A 26,998-nucleotide genomic window follows, 5' to 3' on the forward strand; every position below is an offset into this window, starting at 1 on the left:
CGAAGAACCGTTGGCAAATACCAGTCGCCGGTTAATCAAGACCTTTGGATTGAATTTGTTGTTCTATAAGCAGTCGACTGCCCGAAATGTGTCGTCGCATTAGCATTTCTGCTAGCTCTTCATCACGGTTACGAATCGCTTGTAGGATGTATTTATGTTCATCAAGCGCCTCTTTTGGACGAGACTGCGACCTAGGTGATTGATAGCGATACATGCGTAATAAGTGATAAAGCTCGTCACACAGCAGAGAAATGAGTTTGCTGTTGCGACTAGCCTTAATAATGCGGTAATGGAAATCGAAATCCCCATGTTGATGAAAATAAGAAGAACCTTCGACTTCATCGATGTGTTTAGAATGTGTCGACAATAAGCCTTCAAGCCCGATCAACTCTTCTTGTGTGATGTGTCTCGCCGCTAATCGAGCAGCCATGCCTTCCAATGCCTCTCGCACGGCGTAAAGCTCTAGCAGTTTGTCTGCCGAAAAAGTAATAACTCGAGCGCCGACATGAGGAATTCGCTCAATAAGCCCTAGCCCTTCCACACGCATTATCGCTTCACGTAATGGACCTCGGCTTACTTCAAAGCGTTTAGCCAGTTCAGGTTCCGAGATCTTACTGCCCGGAGCTAATTCACCGCTAACAATCGCCTCGACTAGGTATTCAGTCAGGCTTTCCGACTTGGTGTTTTCTTTGTCGCCAACACGAGTTTTCGTGTTTGCACTTAAGGTGAGATCTTTTATCGCAGTATTCATATTTACGCTGCTCACTTCTGATTGCTGATTCTTAATTGTCAACAATTCCATAACATGAACATAAAATACACGATTAAATTGTCGACAATCAAGTGAATTGTCGACAATTTAGACTAAGGTAGTATTTTTATTAATCGGCAGACAAATAGTAAAACGAAGCAACAAAAGAAAATAAAAACATATTATTCATAAGCTTAAACATAAATGAGTAAACAAAACCCTTGCCAACCCAAAGTTGGTCGAAAGCAATGTGTCGACAACTGACAGTCAACTTTTAAAACGCAGATCCATCCATCAATGATGTCAACCAAGATATAGGCATCAACACCTTTCCTCTCCGTTTAACTCCAAACCACAGGTATGAAAAAGGCGCACTCATGTGCGCCTTTCATTCATAGAACTCGCTCTAACGAAGCAAGTTTTAGTCAAGCAATCTGACGAGTAACTTCTAGGTATTTGTTGATATCAACGAAATCAATTTGTTCCGGCTTCAGATACTCTTCTGCATAACGCAGGTGGGTCCCACTGGTTAAGAACAGCCTAAACAGTTCAATATCGATATGCTCATCCAGCGCCATTTTGTGCATGATGTCGACAGCAACACTGATTGGCTTCGCTTTCTTGTAAGGTCGATCGGCAGCGGTTAACGCCTCAAAGATATCTGATATCACCAGAATGCGTTCTGGGATTGAAAGGTCGCCACCAGTCAACTTCCTTGGATAGCCTGTACCTTTAAGGGTTTCATGGTGAGTCGACGCATAACGAGGCACGCGGCTTAACTCTTTCGGGAATGGTAAGTTCTCAAGCATCTTAATCGTAGCAAGCATGTGCTCGTTTATCTTAAATCTGTCTTCAGCAGTCAATGTGCCGCGTGCAATACTCAGATTGTAGACTTCGCCTAGGTTGTATAAATACTCAGGCACATCCATTTTAATTTGATGTTTCGGGTCAAATTCTAACGGCCTATCTCTTTTCACTATATGCTCTGGTTTATCACTTAACAGTGGCTCTGTCGCTGGCAAGCCTGAACTCGGTGCTCGATTCAACGCCTCTATCGGTGATAGACCAAGTTGATCATCAAAGTTACGCGTCCAAGTCGTTTCAGCTATCAAGCGAATACGAGCAACTTTGTCATCACTCATGAATTCACCACCAACATTAGACGTCGCGATAAACTCAAAATCATCTTGTAGCTTCTGTTGCGCTTCAGCCAACTCTGTTTGGATTTGTTTGTTCGCTAGCTTGCCTTCAAGCTGTTTCGTTAATGCTATTATTTCAGCATCACGCCACAATACCTCAAATCGAGTTCTCACCTCGTGAATTCGGTTGTAGTTGGCCTCAAGCTTCGTACCTTTATCGACGATGTGTTCCGGCGTTGTTATTTTTCCGCAGTCATGCAACCAAGCCGCAATTCTAAACTCACGGCGCTCATCATCATTTTTAAACTCAAAATTTTTAAAATGATCAGATTGTGATTTCTCAGCCACGTCAGCTAGCATCAAACCTAGCTCTGGTACACGGTTACAGTGCCCAGCCGTATAAGGGGACTTGTCATCGATAGCTTGGGCGATAAGTTTAATGAACGACTCAACAAAGGCTTCTTGGGTTAGCTCATGTTGCTTGAGTTCCATCGCCATGTCTTTTACCGCCACAGATAGCTCCCATACTTCTTTAATTCGAGTCTCAACAAGCTCGACACTGTCATAATCACGCATCTTGATCTTATGAGTCTCCTCCTCTAATTGACGAATAGGACGCACTATCGGTGCACCAAAAACCCAAGCAATAGGCAACGTCAAACTCATCAGTAACATCGTTACGCCAACAGAGGTTGCTAGACGTTTATTGACTGTACTAAAGATCTCAGTTTCGGGAATCAATACCGCAAAATACTCAGAGTAGTGTTCGCCCATGTCGATTTTCTTTAAATAGAGATGTTTGATCTCGCCATTCATCTCTACCCTTACCATACTGCCTTCAACCGTTGCTTCCTTAGTCAAATCATAAAGTTCAGTATAAGGGACCGTCGTATTTGTATTAAAGCCGGTATCATGGAGCCACTTTTTCGCTAAGGCATCAAGCTGTTCACCACTTAACTTGCTGATAGCTTGATTAATGATTGGAAGCAATTGTTGATGCTTGCTCTGCAGCACTAAGTGGAATTGGTTTGAGTAGTTCTGGTCTAGATCTTCTAGAGTCCCATTGACACTAAGGCCAGGCTGGAAAAACCTATCTAATGCAAACGAGAGTACGGGTTCAGCGTCTAAAAAAGCAAAGTTCTCTCCGCTTTCAATTGAATTAAATGCAGACTCTAGGTTTTCAAACTCAACTAAATCAATATTCGGAAAGTCTTCCCTTAACTTAGGAATAATTGACCACCCAGATAAAATGGCCACTTTTTTATCCTCAAGCTCGGCATAATTAGTAATAATCTTCACGTCTTCTCTGGTCACGATAGCAAACGGTAAATCATAGATTGGAGTGGTGTAGAGGCCGTTTATGCCATTATTTTTATAATTTTGCACCGATTGCAGGCCATCAATACTTCCTTCTTGAAACTTATTGACAAGCTCCCCCCAAGAAAAACCATTCACAAATTCAAACCTGATCCCAGTCATATCACCAATCATTTTGAGAAGGTCTATCGCATAGCCGTTTGGCTTTCCCGCCACTGAAAAGTCCATCGGCCCCCAATCATTTTGATTAGACACTAACAGCGGAGGGGTATCGTTAACCAAGGTTTGTTGTTCAGACGATAGCATCAATGTGGATACATCAAACTCCAATTCCTGATTGTTAACCTTGAGGTTAGACGCAATAATATTACCCGATTTCGAATATAAGAAAGACTCAACCTTACTGTCTTCTGCTAAACCAAGCGCCGTACCTGAGAGTTTGCTAGCCAAAGAAGACAACACAATATCAATACCAATCACATGTTGAACTTCAGATTCGATTTTCGCATCAAACGCTAAAGAATAAGTTTGCCCGGTAATTTGTAAATGCTGAAAAAGATATGGCTGAGTTTTTTCGACCGACTGAACATTGGCAGAAACATACCAAGGCCTGGTTGTTGGAAAGTAGTTGCTCTGCTCCGTAGTTGAGTCTCTTAGCGTAAACTCTTGGTCAAAATATTTCGTCGTACGGACGCGCTCCTCCCCTCTATTATGAATCTCAACCACAACCCAACGGTCCGTTTGTTGTGCACCGATTTTCTCTCTAACGACAGGGGCAGACTCTAGATTAATAATTTGGAAGAAGTTTTCATTGGATGAGCCAATGTAAATACTATAAAAGAGAGGGTTATCTTTAATGGCTTCAGAAAGAATACTACGCGACTCTTCTTTTGATATTTTGTTACTGATAGACCGTTTCACTGAAGCAAGTAAACGCGCGGTGTTGGCTGCGTCAGAATCAACCGCGCCGATATAGTTACTTAACTCTTGGGACACCATCGTCAACTTGGATAAGGTATTCTCAGTCGCCATTTTTTTACTGAAGTAATATTGCAGTGAAACCGCAACAACAGCGGTAAGAAAAGTCGCGAGTAAAAACATTCCTCCAACAGTAAATCGTAAAGAAATTTTTTTGTCTGTCATTATTCGATCCTTGAATAACCACTAGCCCAGAAATGTAACATGCCAGCAATATTTATATTATTACAGTAGCATAACCAACCTAGCAACACATTATTCCATATATCCAAGATCGTCTCTCCATATCACTCTTTGCGTCACAATAAGTTCCCTCTTTGATGATACATAGCTGTATAAAGCGACCAACAGTCAAAAAATTGCTCACATAAACTCAAGGAAAACCTAATTATTATGGCTGGCAGAATCCTATAGCCACGCCACTGTGAACTTTATGAACAATATTATTCCAATGTTCTTTATTCTCAATATCGCCGCATTACAGACATTTCGTTAACACACCGTTAACTTTAGTTGCATCTGCTAAGCAATGTCCTACTCATCTGTTTAGTAGCTGGAAATAAAACATAAGTTTCTCTCCATTGAAGAGATACCCTACATAAGGAACGTGAACCATGTTCAAGGCACTGAAACCTACTCTTGCGGCTTCTATCATCGCAGCAACCTTTTCTTTCAACACTTTTGCTGCTGACGTAGAAAAAATCCACTTCCTAATCCCTGGCGGCGCTGGTGGCGGTTGGGATATGACAGCTCGTGGTACGGGTGATGTATTGGTCAAATCAGACATCGTAGAAAATGTCTCTTTCCAAAACTTATCTGGTGGCGGCGGCGGTAAAGCCATTGCACACCTAATTGAAACGGCTCAACGCCAAGAAGACACGCTGATGGTGAACTCAACACCTATCGTTGTGCGCTCTCTAACGGGTATTTTCCCACAGTCTTTCCGTGACCTAACACCTGTTGCTGCAACCATTGCCGATTACGGCGCAATCGTGGCTTCTGCAGATTCTAAATACAACACGTGGGAAGACGTAGTAAAAGAATTCGAAGCAAACCCTCGTAAAGTAAAAATTGCTGGCGGTTCAGCTCGTGGCAGCATGGACCACCTTGTAGTTGCTGCGGCGTTCAAGGGCGAAGGTTTTGATGCGAAAAAAGTTCGCTACATTGCCTACGATGCTGGCGGTAAAGCGATGGCGGCACTGCTTTCTGGCGAAACACAGCTGCTTTCTACTGGCCTTGGTGAAGTGCTAGAGATGTCTAAATCTGGCCAAGTAAAAGTGCTTGCTGTGACGGCGCCAAAACGTCTTGACGCTGCACCTAATATCCCAACACTGACTGAGTACGGCAACGAAACCGTATTCGCTAACTGGCGTGGTTTCTTTGCAGCACCAGGCACAAGCCAAGCGAAGATCGACGAATGGAATATAGCGCTTGGCAAAATGTACAAAACCGATGAGTGGCAAGTGGTTCGTGACCGTAACGGTTGGATCGACAACTACAAAGCTGACAAAGATTTTTACGCCTTCCTAGAAGATCAAGAAAAACAGATGGGCGACCTAATGCGTGAGCTTGGTTTCTTGAAATAACCAACAACCATAGAGGGCTTATGTGCCCTCTTACTCTTTCCTTGTTTCGCCGTACATGAGTTAACTTCAAACTCCTTTGTTTATTCGTAGACGTATTACTAACGCTTGCCGATTCGTTGTAAACGCAAGTGGCTGATAAACCAGTACCGTAATTCGCTTACCTTTGGTTAGTGATCCCAGACATTCTTCATTAACTCGCTCATGTACGGCTTTTTTACTATTTATACCACCCCAAATGGAGTTGGATATGTCGGACTTACCAACCAAATTTCTGAGTAAGGAATCTTTGCTTTCAAAGGATCGCATCGGAGCCATGATCTTTATGCTGGCGTGCTTGTGCTATGGCTACCAAACCACGCTAATTCCTTTGTTTCCCGGTGACGAGTACGAACCCTTCACAGCAAGAACATTACCTACCCTGTTGACGTTTATCGGCATTGGCCTTTCGTTGATCCTTCTTATCACAGGACAACCGGATAAGAAAGTCACATGTGACACAACGCCGTTGAACTGGAAACTGCTGATTGGATTCTTGGTGTTAATGGCACTATACGGTGTTGGGCTGACTTATCTTGGCTTTGTTTTAGCAACCAGCTTCTTCTTACTTGCAGGCTTTTACCTATTGGGTGAGCGTCGTAAAGCTGTTTTATTTGGCGCGTCGTTTCCTTTCGTTATCGCGTTCTTTCTTTTATTAACTCAAGGCTTAGATATCTACCTAGAGCCTGGTTTAATCTTCACTCTTTGGTAGGGATAACATTATGTTAGACGGAATTTTACAAGGACTTTCTACCGCTGTGATGCCAATGAACATCATGATGGTAATCGTGGGCTGTTTCGTAGGTACCTTCATCGGGATGCTCCCGGGCCTAGGTCCAATCTCAGCCATTGCTCTGATGATCCCTATCACTTACGGCCTAGACCCTTCTTCTGGTTTAATCTTGATGGCTGGTGTGTACTACGGCGCAGTATTTGGTGGCTCGACGTCATCAATCTTAATCAACGCTCCGGGTTGTTCTTCAACGGTAGTAACCGCGTTTGATGGCTACCCGATGGCTCAAAAAGGGCAAGCAGGTAAAGCACTTGCACTCGCGGCTTACTCTTCTTTCACTGGCGGTACACTTTCAGCGATCATGCTTTTAATTGCGGCTCCGGCTCTAGCAAGCGTGTCATTGAGCTTCCAGTCTTCTGACTACTTTGCATTGATGCTATTAGGTCTATCGGCTGTAGCGGCGTTTGCAGGCCCAGGACAGGTTATCAAAGCGTGGATGATGACTATCTTAGGTTTGATGCTTTCAACAGTAGGTATCGACAAAGGGGTTGGCGTTGAACGTTTCACTTTTGGCCTAACGGATCTGATGGATGGCTTCAGCTTCCTATTATTAGCAATGGCAACGTTTGCACTGGGTGAAACCTTAATGGGCATTCTTAAGCCTGAGCAAGACAACAGCGCTGAAGAAAGCAAAAAGATGTCCGATATTGGCAGCATGAAAGTGACCAAAGAAGAGATCAAAGAAGTCGCACCGGTTTCGATTCGTTCTTCGATTCTTGGCTTCTTTACCGGCGTACTTCCAGGTGCTGGCGCAACTATCGCTGCTTTCTTAAGTTACGGCATGGAGCGTAGTCTTGCACCGAAAGACAAACAGAAAGAGTTTGGTAAAGGCAGTATTCGCGGTCTTGTTGCTCCAGAATCGGCAAATAACGCAGCATCAAGTGGTTCATTCGTTCCGCTACTGACGCTGGGTATCCCGGGCTCTGGTACAACAGCTATCATGCTAGGTGCATTAATCGCTTATGGCATCCAACCGGGTCCTCGTCTGTTCGTTGAGCACCCTGATGTATTCTGGTCGGTAATCATCTCTATGTACTTTGGCAACATCGTACTGGTTATCTTGAACCTGCCTTTGATCCCTTACATTTCTAAGCTATTAGCGGTACCAAGAACGGTTCTACTGCCAATGATTATCTTCTTTTCAATCACAGGCGTGTACCTAGTATCTTTCAACACCATGGATGTATTTGTGATGTTACTAGTGGCGATGGCAGCAATAGCATTAAGGCTTGCCAACTTCCCACTCGCTCCATTATTGCTTGGCTTTATCTTAGGTGGCTTGATGGAAGAGAACTTAAGACGCGCACTGATGATCAGCGACGGAGAGCTCAGCTTCCTATGGGAACGCCCAATCACCATGACCTTCACTATTCTGGCGATATTGGTTCTGTCTAGCCCGATTCTGGTTAAGCTGTTCAAGAGCTTTAGAGCAAAACCAGTAGAAGTGTAAAGCTCGACCAAATCAACTGAACCTAAACGAAAGGAGCCATTGGCTCCTTTTTTGATTTAGCTAGTCAATTCGAACCAACAGTTAAAGATGGTAGCAAACTCACAAACTCGCACTTTCAAGACGCACAGCTCTGATATTCATAACAAATTCAAGTAAGGTAACTCATCAGTTAACGTATTGGATTCTAAAACTATGGATTGGTTGATTCTATTCTTGTCAGGCGTGATTGGTGGCGTGCTTAACTCTATTGCAGGCGGAGGCAGCTTCATCACCTTCCCTGCTCTATTGTTTGCTGGTGTTCCACCAATAGCAGCCAACGCGACCAATACCTTTGCATCATGTGCAGGCTACATCAGTGGTGCTTATGCGCTGCGCCACGAAATTCAATCTGGTACCAAACAACTTAAACTGACCATTACTCTATGTGTGATTGGCGGTGGCATAGGTGCTTTCTTACTGCTGCACACACCAGAAGCATTGTTTACTCAATCCGTACCTTGGTTACTGCTTGTTGCCGCATTGCTTTTCACCTTTGGTGGCACGCTCAATAAATGGCTGAAACAAGCAACAGCAAAACACAAACACGCCACCAGCGCTGGCGCCTTCTTTTCCGCTTTATTGCTTTTGATTGTTTGTATCTATGGTGGATACTTTAATGCCGGACTAGGAATCGTCACATTGAGTTACCTGGCTTTGGCTGGTTACACCAACATCAACGTGATGAATGGCATCAAACTGCTTGTATCCGCTTGTGCATCACTTGCGGCAATCGTGTTTTTTATCGTAAATGGCTCGATTGATTGGCCATCAGGCATGGCCGTTTTAATGGGGACTTTGGTTGGTGGTTATTACTCAGCAAAAATCTCTCGCCGCATCCCACAACATTATGTTCGTAACACAGTGATCATCGCGAGTTTCTTAATCACCGCTTACTTTTTCTATACTAACTAGGTTTGATGCTAAGTCGGTTTTATACCAACCCGGTTTGCGTTAATTAAACCCGAGATTGAGCTTTATTCTAACTGGGAAACATAGCGGAAAAACTGACTCTCAAATTTCCTATCTCACTATTTTATTGCTTATAAAATAGCCATAACTATATATGTGAGACGAGTCCTTTAATTAGTAAATTTGATAATAATTTAGACTGTTTTTTAGCCTTTATTTTGCCAAAGGTGGGATAATTCTCCTGTCGAAAGTGATACTTCATTAGGAGGCGTTATGAACATTAAACTCGGTCATGTCATGTCATCAAGTCGACTCATTTGCTTTGTCGCTTTTCTTGCTGCCACATTCGCGTGGATCCTAAAAATGCCCGCTCTGTTTTCTGTGTCAGCGCTATTCTTACTGGTCAGTGCGATCGTTTATCTCACCGATCTTTGGAAGAATCAAAGAAAGAACCGCGAAGCTTAAGACTCAAGTACAGCAGGCATTACACGCTTGAATAAAGTACACACGTTAAAAAAGGAGCACTTAGGCTCCTTTTGTCTTTTATGCTTATCGCTTTAGCTGATTAGACGGCGTTATTAATGACGCCTCTTTCTAACGACGGCTTCTTATTAACGACGGAAGTTACGACCGTTACCGCCGCGGCGCTCTTTAAATGCAGACGCAGCTTTAGCTTGTGAAGCGTGGATAGACTCTACCGTCAATTCCATTGGTTCGCGAGGCTCTAGCCCATGGCGGAATGTACGTGAACGCGGAGGCATTTGGTATTCAATGTCCGACGCTTTAGGCATACGCTTGAAACGGTAAAGATAGAAGTTCTCAACCTTCTCACGAGCCCATTCCGTTTTCTTCAGGTATTTAACAGCACTTGCCACAGTCGGCTTAGTGTTAAAGCAGTTCATACGCATTGCTGCATCTAAAATTTCCCAACCATAATGATCCACTAATTCAGTGATCATGGTTTCAAGCTTTAAGCCATGTAGCGGGTTATTTTGTTGCAGTTCGATTCTTTCTTCTTCAGTCATAACATTACCTTTTTCAAGGCAACTAAAGGCCTTGAATTTACTCTAGAACACCGTCATCACTGACCATTTCTAGCTCAATCACTTGGGCATTACATCCGTTGCCCTTATTTATGCCTTTATGATGGCATAAAGCATACTGGTTATCCTATTTATCTTTGAAATTAATTTCGAATTGGTCACTTAACACCCTACCTTAGCTCGCTATACAGACTAAGCATATTCTACAAACAAACCTTCACCCCAACGGTTATGAAACTGGTTCAACTTAACAAAACCTACGGTAACCATATGCAAAAACCATACATTTAGTGATGACATTAAAGTTTTTCAGTACGCAGTATTACATTTTAATAACACAGTGCTATGGTTTTATTGAATATCGAAACGGTAAAAACCCCCAATTAAACAATAACATAATTATAAATAAAGGTTGGCTTGCCACATGTTTGACTACTCCCATTTCAGTAGAGCAGCGGCCCAAGACAAGGACATCGTCGCCATAGTCGATGATCTCTTCCAGCTAGCTCGCGAACACTACCCCATATTATCTCGGCTATCCGTGGTGCTGTGCAGTGAAAATAAAGCATCCAACTATTTTGTTTCAGATTCACTGTGCCAAAACGCTAAGCATCACTACATCGAACAAGAGATCAAACCCAACTCTGCTTTGAGTCGTCTGGCTGAATCATTAGAAACAAGAATTGTTGATGACCTCTCTTTGATGAATCCGACTAAGCAAATCTCTCATCTACTCGAGCTTGGTCACCAAAGTAGCTATACCACTCCAATCCACTACCAAGAGAGTAACCTCGGGTTCGTTTTCATCAACGCATCATGCACTGACTTTTTTGCTACGCAGACAATACAAAGTGACATCGCGTACCTCACTCAAGCGATTTCGAACCTGTTTGTGCAACTCTTCGAACGTCAGAGAAATTTTCAGTCCTCATTAGCAATCGCCCTAAACATGGGGCACGCACGTGATCCTGAAACCAAGGAGCATCTGATTCGCATGGGAAAATACAGCGAGCAACTCGCACGTACGCTTTCGCACAGTAACAATGAGATTACCCACCAATTCGTTCACCGCATTCGCTTATATGCCCCATTTCACGACATAGGTAAGTACCGAATCCCAGACAAAGTGCTCTTCAGTACTGAGCGTTTTTCGGAAGAAGAAAGAAACATCATGAACAATCACACGATATATGGCGAAGAGATGATTGATGACGTGGTTGCCCTTTCCCACCACAGCTCAATGTGTAACGAAGAAGTTCAGTTCATCAAGAATATTGTACGTCACCATCATGAACGGTTTGATGGCTCTGGGTTGCCAGATGCGCTCATTGGAGAAGCTATCCCACTAGAGGCAAGAATTGTCACGCTAGCGGATGTGTTCGATGCTTTACTGAGTAAACGAGCTTACAAACACGCATGGTCAGCATCTAAGGTAATGGACTACATTGAAGCGCATACAGGGCTGATGTTTGATCCAGAGTGTGTGTCTGCACTGAAGCAAAACCTTGATTACTTCATGTCGATACGAGAGCAATACAATGATGTGCAAAGTCCACAAGCTGCGCTCGCTTAACGGGTTGTATTAAATTTACTGTACGTGACTCTCTTTCAGAACCTACAAAAAAGGATGCCAATCGGCATCCTTTTGTTTTCTAGTTTACAGCTGATAAGAACAACAAGGTTCTTAACTGATTCTAACTAACGATTATACGTCGTAAGTTGTAGAAGCAGTGTCGCCGCCTGTACCAGTCCAGTTTGTGTGGAAGAATTCACCACGTGGACGGTCAGTGCGCTCATAAGTGTGAGCACCGAAGTAGTCACGTTGAGCTTGTAGAAGGTTCGCTGGAAGACGAGCTGTAGTGTAGCCGTCTAGGAACGTTAGTGCAGAAGTCATACATGGCATTGGGATACCAGATTCCATAGACTTAGCTGCAACTTTACGCCAAGCGCCCATGCAGTTGTCTAGGATGCCTTTGAAGTATGCATCTGAACCTAGGAATGCAATTTCTGGGTTCGCTTCGTAAGCATCACGAATGTTGCCTAGGAATGCAGAACGGATGATACAACCGCCACGCCACATAAGTGCAACGTTACCGTAGTTTAGATCCCAACCGTTTTCGTTCGACGCTTCACGCATTAGCATGAAACCTTGAGCGTAAGAGATGATCTTAGAAGCAAGTAGAGCCTGACGAATTGCATCAACCCACTCTTGCTTGTCGCCTTCAACTGGAGCAACAGTCTTGCCGAACAGTTTTTCAGCTTCAACACGTTGGTCTTTAAGTGCAGATAGGCAACGAGAGAATACAGACTCAGTGATTAGAGTCAGTGGGATACCCATGTCTAGTGCGTTGATACCAGTCCATTTGCCTGTACCTTTTTGGCCAGCAGTGTCTAGGATCTTCTCAACAAGCGCTTCACCGTCTTCATCTTTGTAGCCAAGGATGTCAGCAGTGATTTCTACTAGGTAGCTGTCTAGCTCAGTTTTGTTCCAGTCAGCAAATACAGCCTGCATTTCGTCGTGGTTCATACCTAGGCCATCTTTCATGAACTGGTATGCTTCAGTGATAAGCTGCATGTCACCGTATTCGATGCCATTGTGAACCATCTTAACGAAGTGACCAGCACCGTCGTTACCAACCCAATCACAACAAGGCTCACCTGCGTCAGTTTTCGCAGAGATACCTTGGAAGATAGGCTTAACCGCTTCCCAAGCTTCAGGAGAACCGCCTGGCATGATAGAAGGACCGAAACGAGCGCCTTCTTCACCACCAGAAACACCCGTACCGATGAAGTGGATGCCTTTCTCGCGAAGAGCAGCAACACGACGGTTAGTGTCTGGGAAGTTAGTGTTACCACCATCAATGATGATGTCGCCTTTGTCTAGAAGTGGTACAAGCTTGTCGATGAACGTATCTACAACGTCACCAGCACGAACCATAAGCATCACTTTACGTGGCGCTTCTAGCTTCTCAACTAGCTCTTCTAGAGAGTAAGCACCAACAATGTTAGTACCCTTAGCTGGGCCTTCTAGAAACTCGTCTACTTTAGCAGCAGTACGGTTATGAGCCACCACTTTGAAGCCGTGGTCGTTCATGTTTAGGATAAGGTTCTGACCCATTACTGCTAGGCCAATTACACCGATATCACCTTTCATTATTTATATCTCCTTGCGGCTAGTCGCACTTATGCGATAGCACTTGCTGCATTTGAATCTAGGAACCACTCTGTTTCGCCAGTTTTAGACTGGATTTTCGCTGCCGGGTAAGGCAGCTCTGAAGCAGGAGTTGTATGAATTTCTTTAACGATCTCAACTTTACCTGCACCCAGTACTAGGTAGCTGATTCGTTTTGCTGCTTCTAAAACTTTTGCTGTTTTAGAAACGCGGATTTGACCAGACTCAGGGTGAGAAGCTAATACAGATAGGTTCTCATCTTGGTAGTCAGTTACACCCGGGAATAGTGAAGCTGTGTGGCCGTCTGCGCCAACACCTAGCAGGATCCAATCGAAAACAGGTGTGCCGTTTTCTGTTGGAATCACGTCTGCCATCTCTTTTGCAAAACGCTCTGCTTCTGCTTTTGGCTCATCTTCACCACGGATGCGGTGGATGTTTTCAGCAGGAAGGTTTACTTGTGTAAACAACAATGCGTTTGCTTCACCGTAGTTACTTTCGGCGTCGTCTGGTGCCACGCAACGTTCGTCGCCCCACCAGAAGTGAAGGTTATTCCATTGAATACCTTCCGCGTAAGGCGCCTCAGCTAAAAGCTTGAAAAGCATTTTTGGCGTGCTGCCACCAGACAGTGAAATGTGAACAGGTTTGCCCTGCTCGCTGTATGCTTTCATTTCATTTGCTAGGTTTTCAACAACCAGTTCAGGCGTTGCAAAGATCTTGTGATTGATCATAGTTCGCAGTAATCCGTGTCTGTTAAGTTTTTGCATGGGAAACGCCATGCGCGGCCATCGCGTTGCAGAAGTTCATCCGCTTCCTGTGGGCCCCAAGTACCACAAGCATAGCCAAACAGTGCTTGAGGATCTTGTTTAAAGTCTAAGATTGGTTGAACGTACTTCCAACATGCTTCTACTGCATCGGTACGTGCAAACAGAGTCGCATCGCCGTTCAGTGCATCAAGAAGAAGACGCTCATAAGCCGTTAGCATCTGAGTCTCAGGCAAGTCAGAGTAAGAGAAGTTCATTTTCACTTCTTTTGCTTTGAAGCCTGCGCCCGGCTCTTTCAAACCAAAGCTCATCTGAATTCCTTCATCCGGTTGGATACGGATAATCAGTTTGTTCTCTGGTGCATCTTGACCAAATACTGGGTGTGGCGTGTTCTTAAAGTGAATCACGATTTCAGTCACACGTGTTGGTAAGCGTTTACCTGTACGTACGTAGAAAGGAACACCATTCCAACGCCAGTTATTGATGTGAGCTTTCAAGCCGATGTAAGTCTCGGTACGAGAATCATCCGCTACACCGTGCTCTTCACGGTAACCGAGCAAATGCTGGCCGCGAACATCAGACGCTGTGTATTGACCTAAGACTAGATCTTTACGCAGGTCTTCTTCCTCAAGAGGCTTAAGACACTGAAGCACTTTAACCACTTCATCACGAATAGAATCAGCGTTAATTTGTGCAGGCGGCTCCATGCCCACCATTGCTAGCACTTGCAGCAGGTGGTTTTGGAACATGTCACGAACAGCGCCAGAACCGTCGTAGTATCCGCCACGCTCTTCAACGCCAAGGAACTCAGCACCTGTGATTTCAACGTATTCAATAAAGTTACGGTTCCACAGTGGTTCAAACATCGCGTTTGAGAAACGAAGCACTAGAAGGTTTTGTACCGTTTCTTTACCAAGGTAGTGGTCAATACGGTAGATCTGGTGTTCTTGGAAGTGATGATGGATCTCTTCATCTAACGCTTGAGCAGAAGCTAAGTCGTAACCAAATGGCTTCTCGATGATCAGACGACGCCAGCCGTTCGTTTCATCGTTCAGGCCATGCGCAGCAAGGTTTGCTGGAATAACACCGTATAGGCTTGGCGGGGTTGCCAAGTAGAACAGTGTGTTATGGTTTTCAAATTGGTAGTCTTGCTCAAGCTTATCTAGACGTTGTGCTAAACGAGCGTAGTCGTCTACATCTGAAGTGTTGATCGCTTGGTAATGCAGATGTTCAATAAATGCATTCAGCGTCTCTGGCTCAGTTTTTTCCATTTCCTGAAGAGACTTCTTCAGCTTCTCACGGTAAGACTCATCGCTGTACTCAGTACGGCTCACTCCAAGAATCGCAAAGGATTCTGGTAGTTGATTGCTAGCATACAGGTGGTACAAAGCAGGAATTAACTTACGGTAAGTTAAATCTCCCGACGCACCAAAAATAACGATGCTGCTGTTTTCAGGTATTACCATCATCTTTCCTATAAAAACAAGGTTTTTAGTATTCGCCAAAGGTATCAGCGACATACGAAAATAGATAATAGGTCTTAACTATTACATCAATAGTAAGCGCCTATTAAATTTGAGAATGCGTTTGGTAAACGAGGGTGAAAGCTATCACCTCTATTCGGGACAGTATTGTCTATGACTATTTGATTTACATCAACCACTGTGAAAGCAATCGATTAAATATTGACTCATTTCGAACAAATTCTAATCGATAGCTCAGTTCATTAGGACCGAGGGAGAAGCAAATCGGCATTCTCAAACATTGTAATCAAGAAAGAACGGTATCTGGTCGGCGGAGTGGGCAATGGGAAAGGGAGAGAAAGGAAAAACCAGCTTATTCAACTGGCTTTATATTTATTTTGATGGTGTCGTGTTTATCTTTGCGCTTTGTTGTAGCAGCGTTCCGGGCGACCTACAGTACCGTAATTCAAGTCCGCGACTAACTCACCCGTCGTGATCAAGAATTCTAGGTAACGTCTGGCTGTGGTTCGGCTTGCACCAATGCGCTCACCCGCTTCATCAGCCGTAATATTCGTCGCGTCAGCTTGTTGAAATATCGCACGAATCTTATCGAGCGTTACACCATCGATTCCTTTAGGTAACGTCGATACTTTAGCCGAGTCTGCTTTCGCATTGGCTTGCAGCATTTTATCAACCAAACCTTGGTTCAAATCCGACACACTTTCAAATTCTTGCTGCTGTGATTGGTATTTTTTCAGCGCCGCTTCCAAGCGAGGAAACATTACAGGTTTTAGTAGATAGTCGACCACTCCGCCACGCATTGCTTGCTGCAAAGTGTCGACGTCGCGTGCCGCGGTAATCAAGATAACATCACAGCCTTGATTGCTGCCGCGAACGTGATTGAGAATATCGAGCCCGCACCCGTCCGGCAGATATACATCCAACAAAACCAAATCAGGCTTTAAGATGTCTAATTGCATAAGCGCTTCAGACTGTGTGGTGGCAATGCCGACCACGTCAAAGCCACCCATCTGTTCTAAATAACGATGGTGCAGCTCTGCAATCGCAATATCATCTTCAATGACCATGACTCTCGTGATTGCGTTCATTTAGTTCTTCCTTTAACCATGCTTTTTCCGTCACGATGATCTTCGCAAGATCACTTCGTGCTTAATTATTATTGTTCTTCTTTTGGTAAATAAACCGTCATTCGTGTACCAAAATCGTGGTTGTCGACCATTTCCAGCTGCCCTTGGTATCGGTCTGCCAGTTGCTTTATCAGATACAAACCTACACCGCGATTTTGCTTCGCTTTGCTCGATACGCCTTTTTCGGTGAGTGCTTTGGTGGCCAAGTCTTTCGGTAAACCACACCCTTTATCTTCTACTTCTACGATAATTTCATTACCAAAATCACTGATTGAAACTTCAATCACCCGACGAGCTGGAGCAATTTGCCCTTCTTGCTTAATAGCCGTCATAGTGGCGTCAAAGGCGTTATCGATCAGGTTGCCAAGAATGGTGACAACGTCATCCGCATTCAGCCAGCTAGGCAGCGCTTCAAGTCTTGAGCCTTCTTCGACCTTGAGCTCTAAACCAATTTCTCTCGCACGCTCCGTTTTACCAAGGAGCATACCTGCAATGAGCGGGTCTTTAACAGTTTCACGCAAGAACTCGATAAGGCTTTGATAATGTTCTGTTTCTTGGCCAATCAGTTGTTGTACCGAGTCCAACTCGCCCATCTGGATCAAGCCACTGATGGTGTTAAGCTTGTTTTGATGTTCATGGGTTTGTGAACGGAGTAGATCTGCATACTCTTTAGTTTGTGAGAGTTGGTCTGTTAAATCGTTGATCTCGTCTCGCAATCGGAAACTGGACACCGCCCCGACCACCTCACCAGCCACTATAATCGGGCTTCGGTTAGCAATGATTCGCTTATTGTTTAAGTACAACTCAACGTCGTGGTCGGTATCGCCTGTTGATAGCAGTTGCTCTAAATCACTACCGGGCAATACGTCAGAAAGGCGCTGTTGATTGAGTGCTTTATCTCTGTCTATCGATAAAATATCGCAGGCACTCTTATTAATTGACCGTAAAATGCCGTGCTTATCGATACTCAGAATACCCTCTTTCACGGTACTCATGGTTACATCTAACTCAACATACAGTCGGCCTATCTCTTCAGGCTCAAAGCCTAAAATAGCGCGCTGAAAACGACGAGATACATAGCTCGAAATCAAAGCATTGACCGCAACCACCAGCAACGCCATCACAATCAAAAAGGCTAAGTAAGGTTCGATTCGATCTTGCAAAGAATCCAATAAGTAACCAACTGACACCACACCAATAACGGTACCTTGGGTGTCTTTTACCGCGGATTTACCACGAACTGAAAAACCAAGCGACCCTTTGGCTGTCGACACATAAGACTCACCCAATACCAACGCTTTTTGGTTATCGCCACCACGCATGGGTTTACCGAGCCTGTCATCATAAGGGTGAATCAGGCGGATACCTTTATCATCTCCCACAACGATAAACGCTGCGCCAATGAGCTGAGTAAGGTTACGAAACTTAACTTGGGTTTCTTCAGACAGAACGTAGCGAACGCCATTAGGATCCAACGTTCCATTTTCTTGAATAATGCTGGTGACAAGCGGCGATTCAGATAGAAATTCAGCAACACCTAACGCTTTCAAACCCATCTCTTGCTCTTGAGATTGTTTGATGTAATAAAAACCAGCCGCTGCAAGAATCAAAAGTTCAACGAGGCCAGTGACCGTCATGATAATCAGTAACCTTTTACGGAAACTGATACTGCTCCATTTCATATTCCACCGTCCCTAGTGTTAGACGATCAATGTTAACACCAAGTTAATCGCATGACCTTTCTAGGGACGTGAATTTGTGACTGCTACTCAACTAAATAATTGAGCAGATTGTTAATTGATAATCCTTTACGTTGTTCATTTCGATTAATCGTTCATTTTTAGAACGGATTAGCTTAAAAACCAAAATAAACGAATAAATATTGAGCTAGATCACTAAGCTTTTAGGTGTTTTTTAGGTTGTTTAAAATAAATACAATTATAATGGTTGCATATGAAGGAGTTTATTGTTGCCAAGCTATACGTTGCAATTTTAAGACAGCGCTTTAAGCCGGAATTTCGGTTAACAGAAAGGCAACAACTCTTCACTCACTGGACGTATCGATAAGTAAAAGTTACTCGCTCGCCGTTACGAGTGATGGACAAACGGATTAAGTATTCTCCCCTATTCATCCATCGCTATTTCACACTCGGCTAGCCAGACAACGATGAGGTGACGGATAAAAGCAGCACCCAATAACAAAGCATTGATGAGCAGGAAGTATCGATCAGTGGCAACGTCCAATAGAAACAGGATAAAAAACATAACGTATAAACATTGTTGAAAAGGAAACCAGGCAATGAAACGCGATAACTTTGGAATTTGTCTTACTAAGACTATGCTGTTCAAACACTTACAATCGACTTTTACTCACGTAAGAGCCTATGAGAAAGATGGCACCTCCCCTCCCGATCTCAAGGTGTTGTTAGCATTCCCGCAAATGTCAGGTAGAGATTTATTACAAACAATGCAAGGTTCAAGACAATTGGTATGGCGCGCCGATCACCATTGTCCTAGCTTTAAATAAGCCGCTTCATTTTGTAAAACACTTCTATACTGGACTTAAAGAGCACGCTACAGAGAGTATAGAGTGAAAAGTATGTATTTTAACCTACGAGTGAGTTACAAGTCTTGACAGACAAAGCTTATGGTAAGGTCTATAAGCGTACACACTATGTATAATTGTGTGTACGCTTTTTGTCCATTGAGACTTAACAGCGTATTTAGGTAAATGATGTTAAAAAGTCAATCCTAACGCTCGCATGAAAACCCACCGGCATAGCCGGTGGGTTTTCAATGTGCGTGCTTAGAATTCATCAATTGTGTGATATTTGGGGACAACGGCTCACCGCATTAAGCATGATATGGTGACTATTTTACGGTTTTATGTCGCTCGAAATAGTTTTCGACTGAATTTAAAATGCAAAAACCATTATCTTACAGCGAGTTTATCTACATCATCTACCCTGTCAGTGTAAGAGCAATACATTAACGTGTTTCCGTTGTTGGGCGCGGAATTATTATTCGGAACGACCAGCCCATATGGTTCGAGTTAACCAAGGAATTTCAATTTTCTGTTCCCCTTCTCCGCATGTCGCTTTCCCTCTTATTTTCACGTCTCGCTTCGTTAAGTCATTGGTAAGATAGTCACGCAAAAGAATGGCCACTTCCTTGTAATGTTCTGTTTCAACCGTTCCTCCGTTTATACCGCCATATTTAAATGCGAAGGCATCACCTGTGATATCAGAGGCATCACTACTTCCATCATCCACTTTAAATAGAGGAAATGTTTCAGGAATTTCAAATGTACAAGCCATTGGTGTTCTTGAGATTAATGTACTGTCCCTTACTTCAACCTTATATGCCCAGACACTGATTGGGTATTCATTGAACATTTGTGGAATTATTTTAGGGTAGTCAGTTATCCCTACTGGACGCGATTGCCAATATGACGGGTCACTAGTATCTGTTATCTCTTTTTCACCGACTTGAATAATATAATAGTAATTATCTAAAGCGTCGGTAACCGTTATTTGAGCTGAGTCGCTAATAGGCTCACCTTCCGAAGTGATTTTAGTAGCTGTAATTGAGAAAGGACCTCCAGTTTCATTGCCTGTTGCAGCCCCCGTATTCGCCACAGTAACATTTGTTGGATTTGAAGAAGTCCAACTTACTGCAGGGTCGGTAGTGACATCTTGATGGCTGCTATCCGAAAAAAATGCTGTTGCAATAAATTGCTGTGTTAGTCCCTTTGTTATGCTCGCTGATGATGGGGTAACTTGTAAAGAGGTGAGAACTGTGGGTGTTACCGTCAGTTCGGCTATAGCTGATATCGACGTAAGACTGTCCATAGCTGTTACAACAACAGTGCCTTCAGATTCTCCTTTGGTTTTTCCTTTGCTGCCGAGAATGTTGCTGATGGTGGCGATGTCTGAATCATCAGTCATCCAATCGACGCTTTCAGTCACATCTATTATTGTGCTATCGGACATCGTTGCCGTTGCAGTGAACTGCTTAGACAGTCCGATGGGAGTACTTTCAATTGATGGAGTCACTTGAAGGCTCGACACTGTCGCATTAGTAACCGTTAATTGTGCGCTATCTTGATATGTTTGACCGTTCACGATGCCTGTTGCAGTGATAGTCACTGGACCACCCACTGCATGGCCTGTCGCTTTCCCTTTTGTCGCCGTGTCATTACTGACACTGGCGGTGTTATTGTTCGATGACGTCCAACTCACGTTAGCATTAGAGGTGACGTCAAGGACGCGTCCATTTGACAGCGTTACTTTTGCGATGAAGTCTTGACTTAAACCGTTAGGTATCGAAGCCGTTTCAGGTGTCACGTGAAATTCTGTGACAACGGCATCGGTAATAGTGAGGGTGCCACTGTCGGTGTATGTCGTCCCCTCGACATCAATCGATGCGGAGATGGTGGCAGGGGCGTTCGCTGGGCTTACGCCTTTACCCGTCGCTATCCCTTTGGTGCCTACATCATCGCTGACTAGTGCGGTGCTTGGGCTATCTGAGCTCCATGTGGCAAGCTCAGTCACATCTTGAGTGGTATTGTCGGTCATTACCACTTCTGCTGTGAACTGTTGTTCTAGTCCAACCGGTACTGATGCGCTGACCGGAGTGACTTCCAATCGAGCGACGGTGGTATCGCTGACCGTTAGGGTCGCGGTGTCAGACAAAGTGACGCCATTAACCGTTCCTTCTGCCTTGACGGTGGTCGTGCCTCTGTCGACGGATTGCGCTAAGCCTTTATCGGTGCCATTGCTGATGGTGGCCACACCCACTTTGGTGCTCGACCACGTTAACGCTGTATTGGTGGTGACGTCAATTACGCGACCGTCAGACATTAATACGTCCGCACGATAAGCTTGCGTTAAGCCTTTCACCAACGTTTTGGTCTTTGGTGTGACGGTGAGTGATACCGCCATCGCATCGGAGACGGTGATGGTCGCTGTATCAGAGATGGTGGTCCCATCATTATTGGTACCCAGTGCGATAATGGTGACTGTGCCGGTGGTGAGGCCTGTCACCAAACCTTGCTCATCGATAAATGCGACGGTATCGTCACTGGATGACCAGGTAAGGAAGCTGTCGGTGGTGACACGAACAATTTGACCGTTTTCTAATATCGCGTCAGCTTGCAACTGTTGCGTCAATCCCACAGGGATATCGGCAGTTTTGGGGGTCACCGCGAGTGACTCCGCTTTATGTGACCAACCTCCGGGTACATCCAGTAGTCCATCATTTCCGTTATTACACCCGGCCAATAATACCGTGCATAACGAGAGGGCATAGACCAATAATCGCTTCATGTTATTTCCCCTCTGTTGATTCGTTCATCGTCGGCGTGTTGTCGATGACTTGCTGTGTTTCGTGAATGGTGGTGTCAAACAAAACTTCCACACGGCGGTTCATTGCTCGACCTTCTTTGGTGTCATTTGGTGCAACAGGGTGGCTTTCCCCCATACTAATCACAGTGAGGCGTGAGGTGTCGATACCGTTATCCGTTAGATAGTTTGCGACAGTCTGTGCTCGGCGCTCAGATAGGCGTTGATTGTAATCTTCGCGACCGGAGGCATCAGTGTGGCCCTCGATACGAATGGTGTCGTCTGGGTAGGATTGAAGTTGGTCAACCAACAAGTCGAGTGACGCATGACTTTGCAGCTTGGATGAATCAAAGCCAAATAAAGACTCGGCATTCAAGGACAATGGCTTGTCGACCGTAACGTAGCGAGGCGGAACCACTGGTGGCGTTTCAGTCGTCGGTGGTCTATTAACCACAGGAGCCAGTTGACCAAAGTGGTACGTTAGCCCAAGCGAGGTGAAATGCAAATCGGCTTGGTCGACATCATTATCGCCAATGCCGTCGATGAACTGGTATTCACCGCGCAGCGACCAACGTTGAGAGAGACGATAGCTCATGCCCACGGACGCCATCACATTCCACTGATGGCTGTCTATGTCGTCTGGCATTGGAGAGAAATCTTTCTCAATGGATTGGTAGGCACCGCCGAGGCGAGTGAAGACATCCCAACGCTCCGTGAGTGGTAGGCTGAGTTTCATGGCAATTTCGCCACCATAGACGTCGGCGCCCACTTTTCCTGCATTATAGTGTGCGCTTGGTGAGCCATAAGACGTTATGCCACCTTCCAGTGCGAACCAATGATTGAATTGATAACCGCCATAGGCACCAAAACCCATGGTGTCATCCGTACAATCTAGCGCATCGTCACCGCACGCATCTTGATACGCGGTCCAGCCGACACGACCACCTAAGTAGAAATGACCATTTTGGTAAGGAGGAAGCGAGGAGGCCGTTTCTGATGTTAAGTCAGCATCGCCGGAGGGCGATGAAAGTTCGGCCTGAACGGGCGTTCCCAACGCCACACCGATGACGGCAAACAAATATGGAAACGCTAGTTTCATAATAATACCTATGTGCTTTTATTGTTAATCGTTTTCATTATTCCATCCATGGAGGACACGTCAGATTGGAACTGGCGTCATCGTCGTTAAGCAAAGTCAGTAAAATTTATTTACTCTGGTTTTAGAAAACACAGAACCCGTCACCATGATGATAACTTAAGCTATTTCAAAGAGGTGTTATGTTTTAAGCACTAGTCAATTTGAATAAAACGCCAAAATAGCGCAACTCCTCCTTCAGCCAACATTTCCAAAAGTCGTATTTTGTCTACACGCTTCGAAAAATCTGTTGCTTCTCGACTAGCCCTTTATTGTCTTCCGTTTTTTTGCTTCTTTAAGCAGTTCAGAGATAATTGTTTCAAGCCGCGCTGCTTTAGCGTCATCAAAACCTTCAAACATCTATGCCTCGAAGTGTGTTTAAATGTACTTTTTACTATCTTTCTCAAGGGAGTTTTTGGTTAATTCTAGTATTGTTGACTTACCAGAACCCCAATTACAAAAAAAACCAACATTAATTGGCATTAGTTCTTTTTCAGTAACTAGGCCCTTGATTTATTATGCTGTTTCATTAAATTAATAAAATCAATTGAAGATTTCTTATCTGACTATATCAGCACTCCTTATTAGGTTTTGTATATTGTGCTTTAGCGTATAAATTCATTTATTGGGAATGTAAATAAGTGAAAATCACTAATTAAATAATAGAAGCAACGTTTCAGCATCCGAAAGTACAGATGGCTACAATTTGTTAGATTTTTCACCATCATCAACCCTAATACTCCTCATCGTTGCTTTATTAAAAGGCACTTTATACCTAAAGACGAAGTAACCGATACCTATTACAATATCAACGATCAATAGGAAAACACCTAAGCCAGAAAGCAAAAAGTTCGTATTTTCATTGACCCAATTTAGAGCTTGACCCAAATCTACATCCCATCAAATTACGAGCCAATTTTGTAAGACTCTCATACACTTGTCAAAGACGTATAGAAGTTGATTAATTACTATCAAATCAAGTCACCTTCTGTGCTGCCTTCTACTACGCGTGAGAATTTCATAATCAAACAATTTTCTTTCAATCATTCTACTGATAAGATCATAACAAGGAATGTCACAAGTAAAATAACAATTGAAATAAAATTTATTTCAATTTGTTATTAAAATTCAAAAAGGAAGAGCCTAAATTAGTGTCGTTTCGGTTTCGATATCAAGTTTTTTTTAATCTTACGCGCTGTGTTTAGGCTATGTTACAACCGGCAATTTCTGTCTATGATAGGACAGGAAAGGCAACGCAATACAATTAAACATTTTAATAGAAGAGAGAATTGAACTGAATTGAGCGTTCTGATCGTCAACATCTATACTTTCATTGGTTTGTGTCAATAGAAGAAATTGTAGACGTGAGCGATTGACAAGTTAAAGAGGTGGTCAAAAGTAAGCATACTTGTGGCTGAGGAAAGATTATGAATGAAGTATTTTATTAAGCTAGTTTTGGAACAATTTGAGGGAGGTATAGATATAATGAAATTTTCTGAATATTTATTGAGAAACCGTAAAAAGTTCAAATATAACCAACAAGAGATGACTGTACAGTTATCATTATTAGATGATGAATTTAAAGATTTGAGTGTAGTCACATATAGTCGTTGGGAGTGTAATGTTAATGTCCCAGTCATAAGAAAGATATTGAAGATACTCATATTTTTCAAAGAAAATATTTTTGATTTTTATATTACTACATCATTCAAACCATCGTTGGTAGAAGTAAAAGCTTTTAATCGGTTTCTATCTTATAATCATTACTTTAACGATTATTGGGCGTTATTTTCATACAATTCGGAAGACTATCCTGTTTTTACTAAACATGGTCGAGACGACCCATTTCCGGACACAGAGAAGATACAAACAAGCCTTAGGAAGTTTTTACACATTGAAAATTTGCCAAGAAAATCATCTAACGAAAAGATACATTTGCAAAAAGTTGGAGTTATGACGCTTTTAACTTGTAAAAGTAGGCAAGGAGAATTGCTTGCTCATAGTGGATGGGTTTTGGTTCCTTTTAGTAGAAGGGCTGTCGTCGCTAACAGTCTTTTGAATGGAGGTGAGGATATAATACCTATACAAGAAAAGTTAATGACATCAAACGCAGAAATAACAGAGCCATTAATCATGATGATGCGCCCTATTCTTCACTTTAGTCGCGCATGGTTTGACTTCGTTTTGGAAAAAATCATATCAACATTACTTATCAATCCAAATATAGTCGAAATTATGATACCTACTGTTTCAATTGATAACAGCAAAGAAATGTTAAACTTTGGATTTAGTATTGTAGGAACCGAAAATTCAGCAAAAAACTTAAAGCAGGATAAGCAAAAGGGATTAGAGTTAAGGATGCTGGGAATGTCGTCAGTAGATCTTCTTTCAAACCATGGTCTAAATGTTTGGTTTAAGGAGTATCATCACAAGAAAGCAACTCCCACAACTAAGAAGCATAAATAGATACCTTCTAAGCTTCCAGACAAGCCTATATGAACAATAGGAAAAATGACGTTGAAACGCATATCGTTCACGTGTAGCCATACGTAAATGTCGCACGCTGATTTATTCATGCTGTTGCTTTCCATTACGGCTTGGCTCTTCAAGTATAGCGGATACTTTTTCTGAACTTGTGTAGGAATCTGTCGGTTTTCGAGTTGGAAGTGTTCTCTCCTTTTAGGATCAGAATGATCATAAAAGTGAGCCTTTCAATTTCTATATAGATATTGAAAGGCCTGCGACAGCAGAAATCTAGCAGCCCAGGTTGATGATTTTTCGATGATTGGGCTTGTTTTTACAGTAATGCCCCTATCGAATCATAATGAACGTTAGCGTCGGTTGAACAGGATGTGAAAGGGTTTGGTAGTAGCTACAGACAAGAGGCTGAATTAGCTTTAAATCAAATATTAGTATATGTAGGTAGCCGTAGAATATCTAAAGCACCACCACCTATAGGCCCTATTTGTTAATTAGCAAATTGGGGGGCTAAAAAATAGAGCAACTCGGGGCTGGGTCGCTCTGTTTGACCTTGATAGGCTTTTACTGCGGTTTGGTATTGAACTCAATCTTCATTGGCAGATCAGTCATAGCGTAGTGTATAAATTGCTTACCTAGCGCTGTAAGTTCATAACCCTCGTGTTCATCAAAAGCGGATACAGGTGGTTTAGGCCCACTACCTTTCGGACGTCTTTGTGGCGTTTTAGTTATTACATTCCCCATGTAGTCTCTTTCTTTATATTGGCGAATTATGCTACCAGTACTGAGATCCCTAAATAAAAGTTTGTATAGATCAGCGTCTGCTGAGTCTTCACGAACTTGGCCCTTACCAATTTTTCTCCAGATCTCGCCTCTAGTGATCCCATCACTATTATAGATTGCACCAATAACTTGAAAATGCATTTCTGAATAGAGGTTAATCCAGTCAATAAACATTCGTACAACATCGTCACTGGAGACCTGACAACTTGCCGCATTTGCAAGAATATTACGGATGTATTCGCGCTTCTCTTCACTTTCAGCGCAGGACCACTCCCTGAACGTTTTCTTTACCAGTGATTGATAGGCGCGACTTTCGACTCGTTCCGAAATTGTTTCATCTTGCAGATCTAGCCTTCCCATAATTCCGATTATAGTTTCTTCTTTTTCTTTAAGCTCATCTTCTAGCATCCGAACCCAATGGTTGAAGAAGCGGTTTACCTTATCTTGTTCATGTTCAGACCAAGCACCAGTGATTGCTGAGAAAATACCGCCAGCTATAGGTATAGCTCCGCCAACTGCTGATAACACGCCACGAGTTACTTTGGATACTTTTCCGCTTTCAGGAAGCTTGTTATCTTTGGTGATATCAATTTCGTCACTCATTATTCATTCCTTGTGATTGCCCTAATGTTTTAATTCAGGTTTACATTTAGCACAACACGCAAGATAAATCGG

The 26,998-nt window shown here is 43.4% G+C and carries 19 protein-coding genes; 8 read left to right on the forward strand and 11 right to left on the reverse strand.

From position 1 onward, the window contains the following. Positions 1-31: 31 nt before the first annotated feature. Positions 32-751: a GntR family transcriptional regulator gene (locus tag OC193_RS08570; protein WP_048662952.1), complete on the reverse strand. Its 720-nt coding sequence runs from the start codon at positions 749-751 to the stop codon at positions 32-34. 425 nt (positions 752-1,176) lie between these two features. Next, positions 1,177-4,350 carry an HD domain-containing phosphohydrolase gene (locus OC193_RS08575; RefSeq protein WP_048662928.1) on the reverse strand — a complete coding sequence of 1,058 codons (3,174 nt, stop codon included), beginning with the start codon at positions 4,348-4,350 and terminating at the stop codon, positions 1,177-1,179. A 449-nt stretch (positions 4,351-4,799) separates the two neighbouring features. Between OC193_RS08575 and OC193_RS08580 the strand changes: the two genes are divergently transcribed. From OC193_RS08580 to OC193_RS08600, 5 genes are all read left to right on the forward strand, one after another. Beyond that, a complete protein-coding gene (locus OC193_RS08580) occupies positions 4,800-5,771 on the forward strand; it encodes a tripartite tricarboxylate transporter substrate binding protein (RefSeq protein WP_048662929.1) in 972 nt (323 codons plus the stop codon). Positions 5,772-6,018: 247 nt separating this feature from the next. Further along, entirely contained in the window at positions 6,019-6,519 is a 501-nt protein-coding gene (locus tag OC193_RS08585; protein ID WP_041472791.1) for a tripartite tricarboxylate transporter TctB family protein, read from the forward strand. A gap of 10 nt (positions 6,520-6,529) precedes the next feature. After that, positions 6,530-8,050 carry a tripartite tricarboxylate transporter permease gene (locus tag OC193_RS08590; protein WP_048662931.1) on the forward strand — a complete coding sequence of 507 codons (1,521 nt, stop codon included), beginning with the start codon at positions 6,530-6,532 and terminating at the stop codon, positions 8,048-8,050. A 192-nt stretch (positions 8,051-8,242) separates the two neighbouring features. After that, positions 8,243-9,001, forward strand: coding sequence for a sulfite exporter TauE/SafE family protein (locus tag OC193_RS08595; RefSeq protein ID WP_048662932.1), 759 nt, complete (start codon positions 8,243-8,245; stop codon positions 8,999-9,001). Positions 9,002-9,271: 270 nt separating this feature from the next. Further along, positions 9,272-9,463 carry a hypothetical protein gene (locus OC193_RS08600; protein ID WP_048662934.1) on the forward strand — a complete coding sequence of 64 codons (192 nt, stop codon included), beginning with the start codon at positions 9,272-9,274 and terminating at the stop codon, positions 9,461-9,463. 146 nt (positions 9,464-9,609) lie between these two features. Here OC193_RS08600 and OC193_RS08605 read toward each other — a convergent pair whose 3' ends face one another. Continuing rightward, on the reverse strand, positions 9,610-10,023 hold the full coding sequence (locus OC193_RS08605) for a VF530 family protein (RefSeq protein WP_010438513.1): 414 nt from the start codon (positions 10,021-10,023) through the stop codon (positions 9,610-9,612). 430 nt (positions 10,024-10,453) lie between these two features. On the opposite strand from OC193_RS08605, the gene OC193_RS08610 reads away from it, so the two are divergent. Then, positions 10,454-11,614 (forward strand): HD-GYP domain-containing protein, encoded by a 1,161-nt coding sequence (locus OC193_RS08610; RefSeq protein ID WP_048659455.1) that lies wholly within the window; start codon positions 10,454-10,456, stop codon positions 11,612-11,614. A gap of 132 nt (positions 11,615-11,746) precedes the next feature. On the opposite strand, the gene gnd is transcribed toward OC193_RS08610, so the two are convergent. The 5 genes from gnd to OC193_RS08635 all read right to left on the reverse strand — a co-directional run bounded on the left by gnd (position 11,747) and on the right by OC193_RS08635 (position 18,267). Continuing rightward, positions 11,747-13,195 carry a decarboxylating NADP(+)-dependent phosphogluconate dehydrogenase gene (gene gnd / locus OC193_RS08615; RefSeq protein WP_004733587.1) on the reverse strand — a complete coding sequence of 483 codons (1,449 nt, stop codon included), beginning with the start codon at positions 13,193-13,195 and terminating at the stop codon, positions 11,747-11,749. Between the two features lie 29 nt (positions 13,196-13,224). Further along, the gene (gene pgl / locus OC193_RS08620) at positions 13,225-13,941 is read right to left on the reverse strand and encodes a 6-phosphogluconolactonase (RefSeq protein ID WP_048662936.1); all 717 of its coding nucleotides are present in this window, start codon (positions 13,939-13,941) and stop codon (positions 13,225-13,227) included. Next, positions 13,938-15,440 carry a glucose-6-phosphate dehydrogenase gene (zwf, locus tag OC193_RS08625; RefSeq protein ID WP_029405316.1) on the reverse strand — a complete coding sequence of 501 codons (1,503 nt, stop codon included), beginning with the start codon at positions 15,438-15,440 and terminating at the stop codon, positions 13,938-13,940. Before zwf ends, pgl begins: the two co-directional genes overlap by 4 nt. 410 nt (positions 15,441-15,850) lie before the next feature. After that, positions 15,851-16,546, reverse strand: a complete 696-nt coding sequence (locus OC193_RS08630) for a response regulator (RefSeq protein ID WP_019820707.1) — start codon at positions 16,544-16,546, stop codon at positions 15,851-15,853. Positions 16,547-16,614: 68 nt separating this feature from the next. Beyond that, positions 16,615-18,267 carry an ATP-binding protein gene (locus OC193_RS08635; protein WP_048659459.1) on the reverse strand — a complete coding sequence of 551 codons (1,653 nt, stop codon included), beginning with the start codon at positions 18,265-18,267 and terminating at the stop codon, positions 16,615-16,617. A 617-nt stretch (positions 18,268-18,884) separates the two neighbouring features. Here OC193_RS08635 and OC193_RS08640 point away from each other — a divergent pair. After that, positions 18,885-19,112, forward strand: a complete 228-nt coding sequence (locus OC193_RS08640) for a hypothetical protein (protein WP_017099084.1) — start codon at positions 18,885-18,887, stop codon at positions 19,110-19,112. 493 nt (positions 19,113-19,605) lie between these two features. Here OC193_RS08640 and OC193_RS08645 read toward each other — a convergent pair whose 3' ends face one another. Then, a complete protein-coding gene (locus tag OC193_RS08645; protein ID WP_048669395.1) occupies positions 19,606-21,912 on the reverse strand; it encodes an Ig-like domain-containing protein in 2,307 nt (768 codons plus the stop codon). A 1-nt stretch (position 21,913) separates the two neighbouring features. Then, a complete protein-coding gene (locus OC193_RS08650; RefSeq protein WP_048662939.1) occupies positions 21,914-23,026 on the reverse strand; it encodes an OmpA family protein in 1,113 nt (370 codons plus the stop codon). 1,467 nt (positions 23,027-24,493) lie between these two features. Here OC193_RS08650 and OC193_RS08655 point away from each other — a divergent pair. Next, positions 24,494-25,528 (forward strand): hypothetical protein, encoded by a 1,035-nt coding sequence (locus OC193_RS08655; protein ID WP_048662941.1) that lies wholly within the window; start codon positions 24,494-24,496, stop codon positions 25,526-25,528. A gap of 576 nt (positions 25,529-26,104) precedes the next feature. Here the strand turns inward: OC193_RS08655 and OC193_RS08660 are convergent. Next, entirely contained in the window at positions 26,105-26,926 is an 822-nt protein-coding gene (locus OC193_RS08660) for a hypothetical protein (RefSeq protein WP_048662942.1), read from the reverse strand. Between the last annotated feature and the right edge of the window lie 72 nt (positions 26,927-26,998).

This window comes from Vibrio crassostreae (assembly GCF_024347415.1).
Classification (GTDB): Bacteria; Pseudomonadota; Gammaproteobacteria; order Enterobacterales; family Vibrionaceae; genus Vibrio; species Vibrio crassostreae.

Coding starts and splice junctions, on each gene's coding strand:
- OC193_RS08570 (WP_048662952.1), bottom strand. CDS start 751: ATGAATACTGCGATAAAAGATCTCACCTTAAGTGCAAACACGAAAACT.
- OC193_RS08575 (WP_048662928.1), bottom strand. CDS start 4,350: ATGACAGACAAAAAAATTTCTTTACGATTTACTGTTGGAGGAATGTTT.
- OC193_RS08580 (WP_048662929.1), top strand. CDS start 4,800: ATGTTCAAGGCACTGAAACCTACTCTTGCGGCTTCTATCATCGCAGCA.
- OC193_RS08585 (WP_041472791.1), top strand. CDS start 6,019: ATGTCGGACTTACCAACCAAATTTCTGAGTAAGGAATCTTTGCTTTCA.
- OC193_RS08590 (WP_048662931.1), top strand. CDS start 6,530: ATGTTAGACGGAATTTTACAAGGACTTTCTACCGCTGTGATGCCAATG.
- OC193_RS08595 (WP_048662932.1), top strand. CDS start 8,243: ATGGATTGGTTGATTCTATTCTTGTCAGGCGTGATTGGTGGCGTGCTT.
- OC193_RS08600 (WP_048662934.1), top strand. CDS start 9,272: ATGAACATTAAACTCGGTCATGTCATGTCATCAAGTCGACTCATTTGC.
- OC193_RS08605 (WP_010438513.1), bottom strand. CDS start 10,023: ATGACTGAAGAAGAAAGAATCGAACTGCAACAAAATAACCCGCTACAT.
- gnd (WP_004733587.1), bottom strand. CDS start 13,195: ATGAAAGGTGATATCGGTGTAATTGGCCTAGCAGTAATGGGTCAGAAC.
- pgl (WP_048662936.1), bottom strand. CDS start 13,941: ATGATCAATCACAAGATCTTTGCAACGCCTGAACTGGTTGTTGAAAAC.
- zwf (WP_029405316.1), bottom strand. CDS start 15,440: ATGGTAATACCTGAAAACAGCAGCATCGTTATTTTTGGTGCGTCGGGA.
- OC193_RS08630 (WP_019820707.1), bottom strand. CDS start 16,546: ATGAACGCAATCACGAGAGTCATGGTCATTGAAGATGATATTGCGATT.
- OC193_RS08635 (WP_048659459.1), bottom strand. CDS start 18,267: ATGAAATGGAGCAGTATCAGTTTCCGTAAAAGGTTACTGATTATCATG.
- OC193_RS08640 (WP_017099084.1), top strand. CDS start 18,885: ATGAAACGCGATAACTTTGGAATTTGTCTTACTAAGACTATGCTGTTC.
- OC193_RS08645 (WP_048669395.1), bottom strand. CDS start 21,912: ATGAAGCGATTATTGGTCTATGCCCTCTCGTTATGCACGGTATTATTG.
- OC193_RS08650 (WP_048662939.1), bottom strand. CDS start 23,026: ATGAAACTAGCGTTTCCATATTTGTTTGCCGTCATCGGTGTGGCGTTG.
- OC193_RS08655 (WP_048662941.1), top strand. CDS start 24,494: ATGAAGTATTTTATTAAGCTAGTTTTGGAACAATTTGAGGGAGGTATA.
- OC193_RS08660 (WP_048662942.1), bottom strand. CDS start 26,926: ATGAGTGACGAAATTGATATCACCAAAGATAACAAGCTTCCTGAAAGC.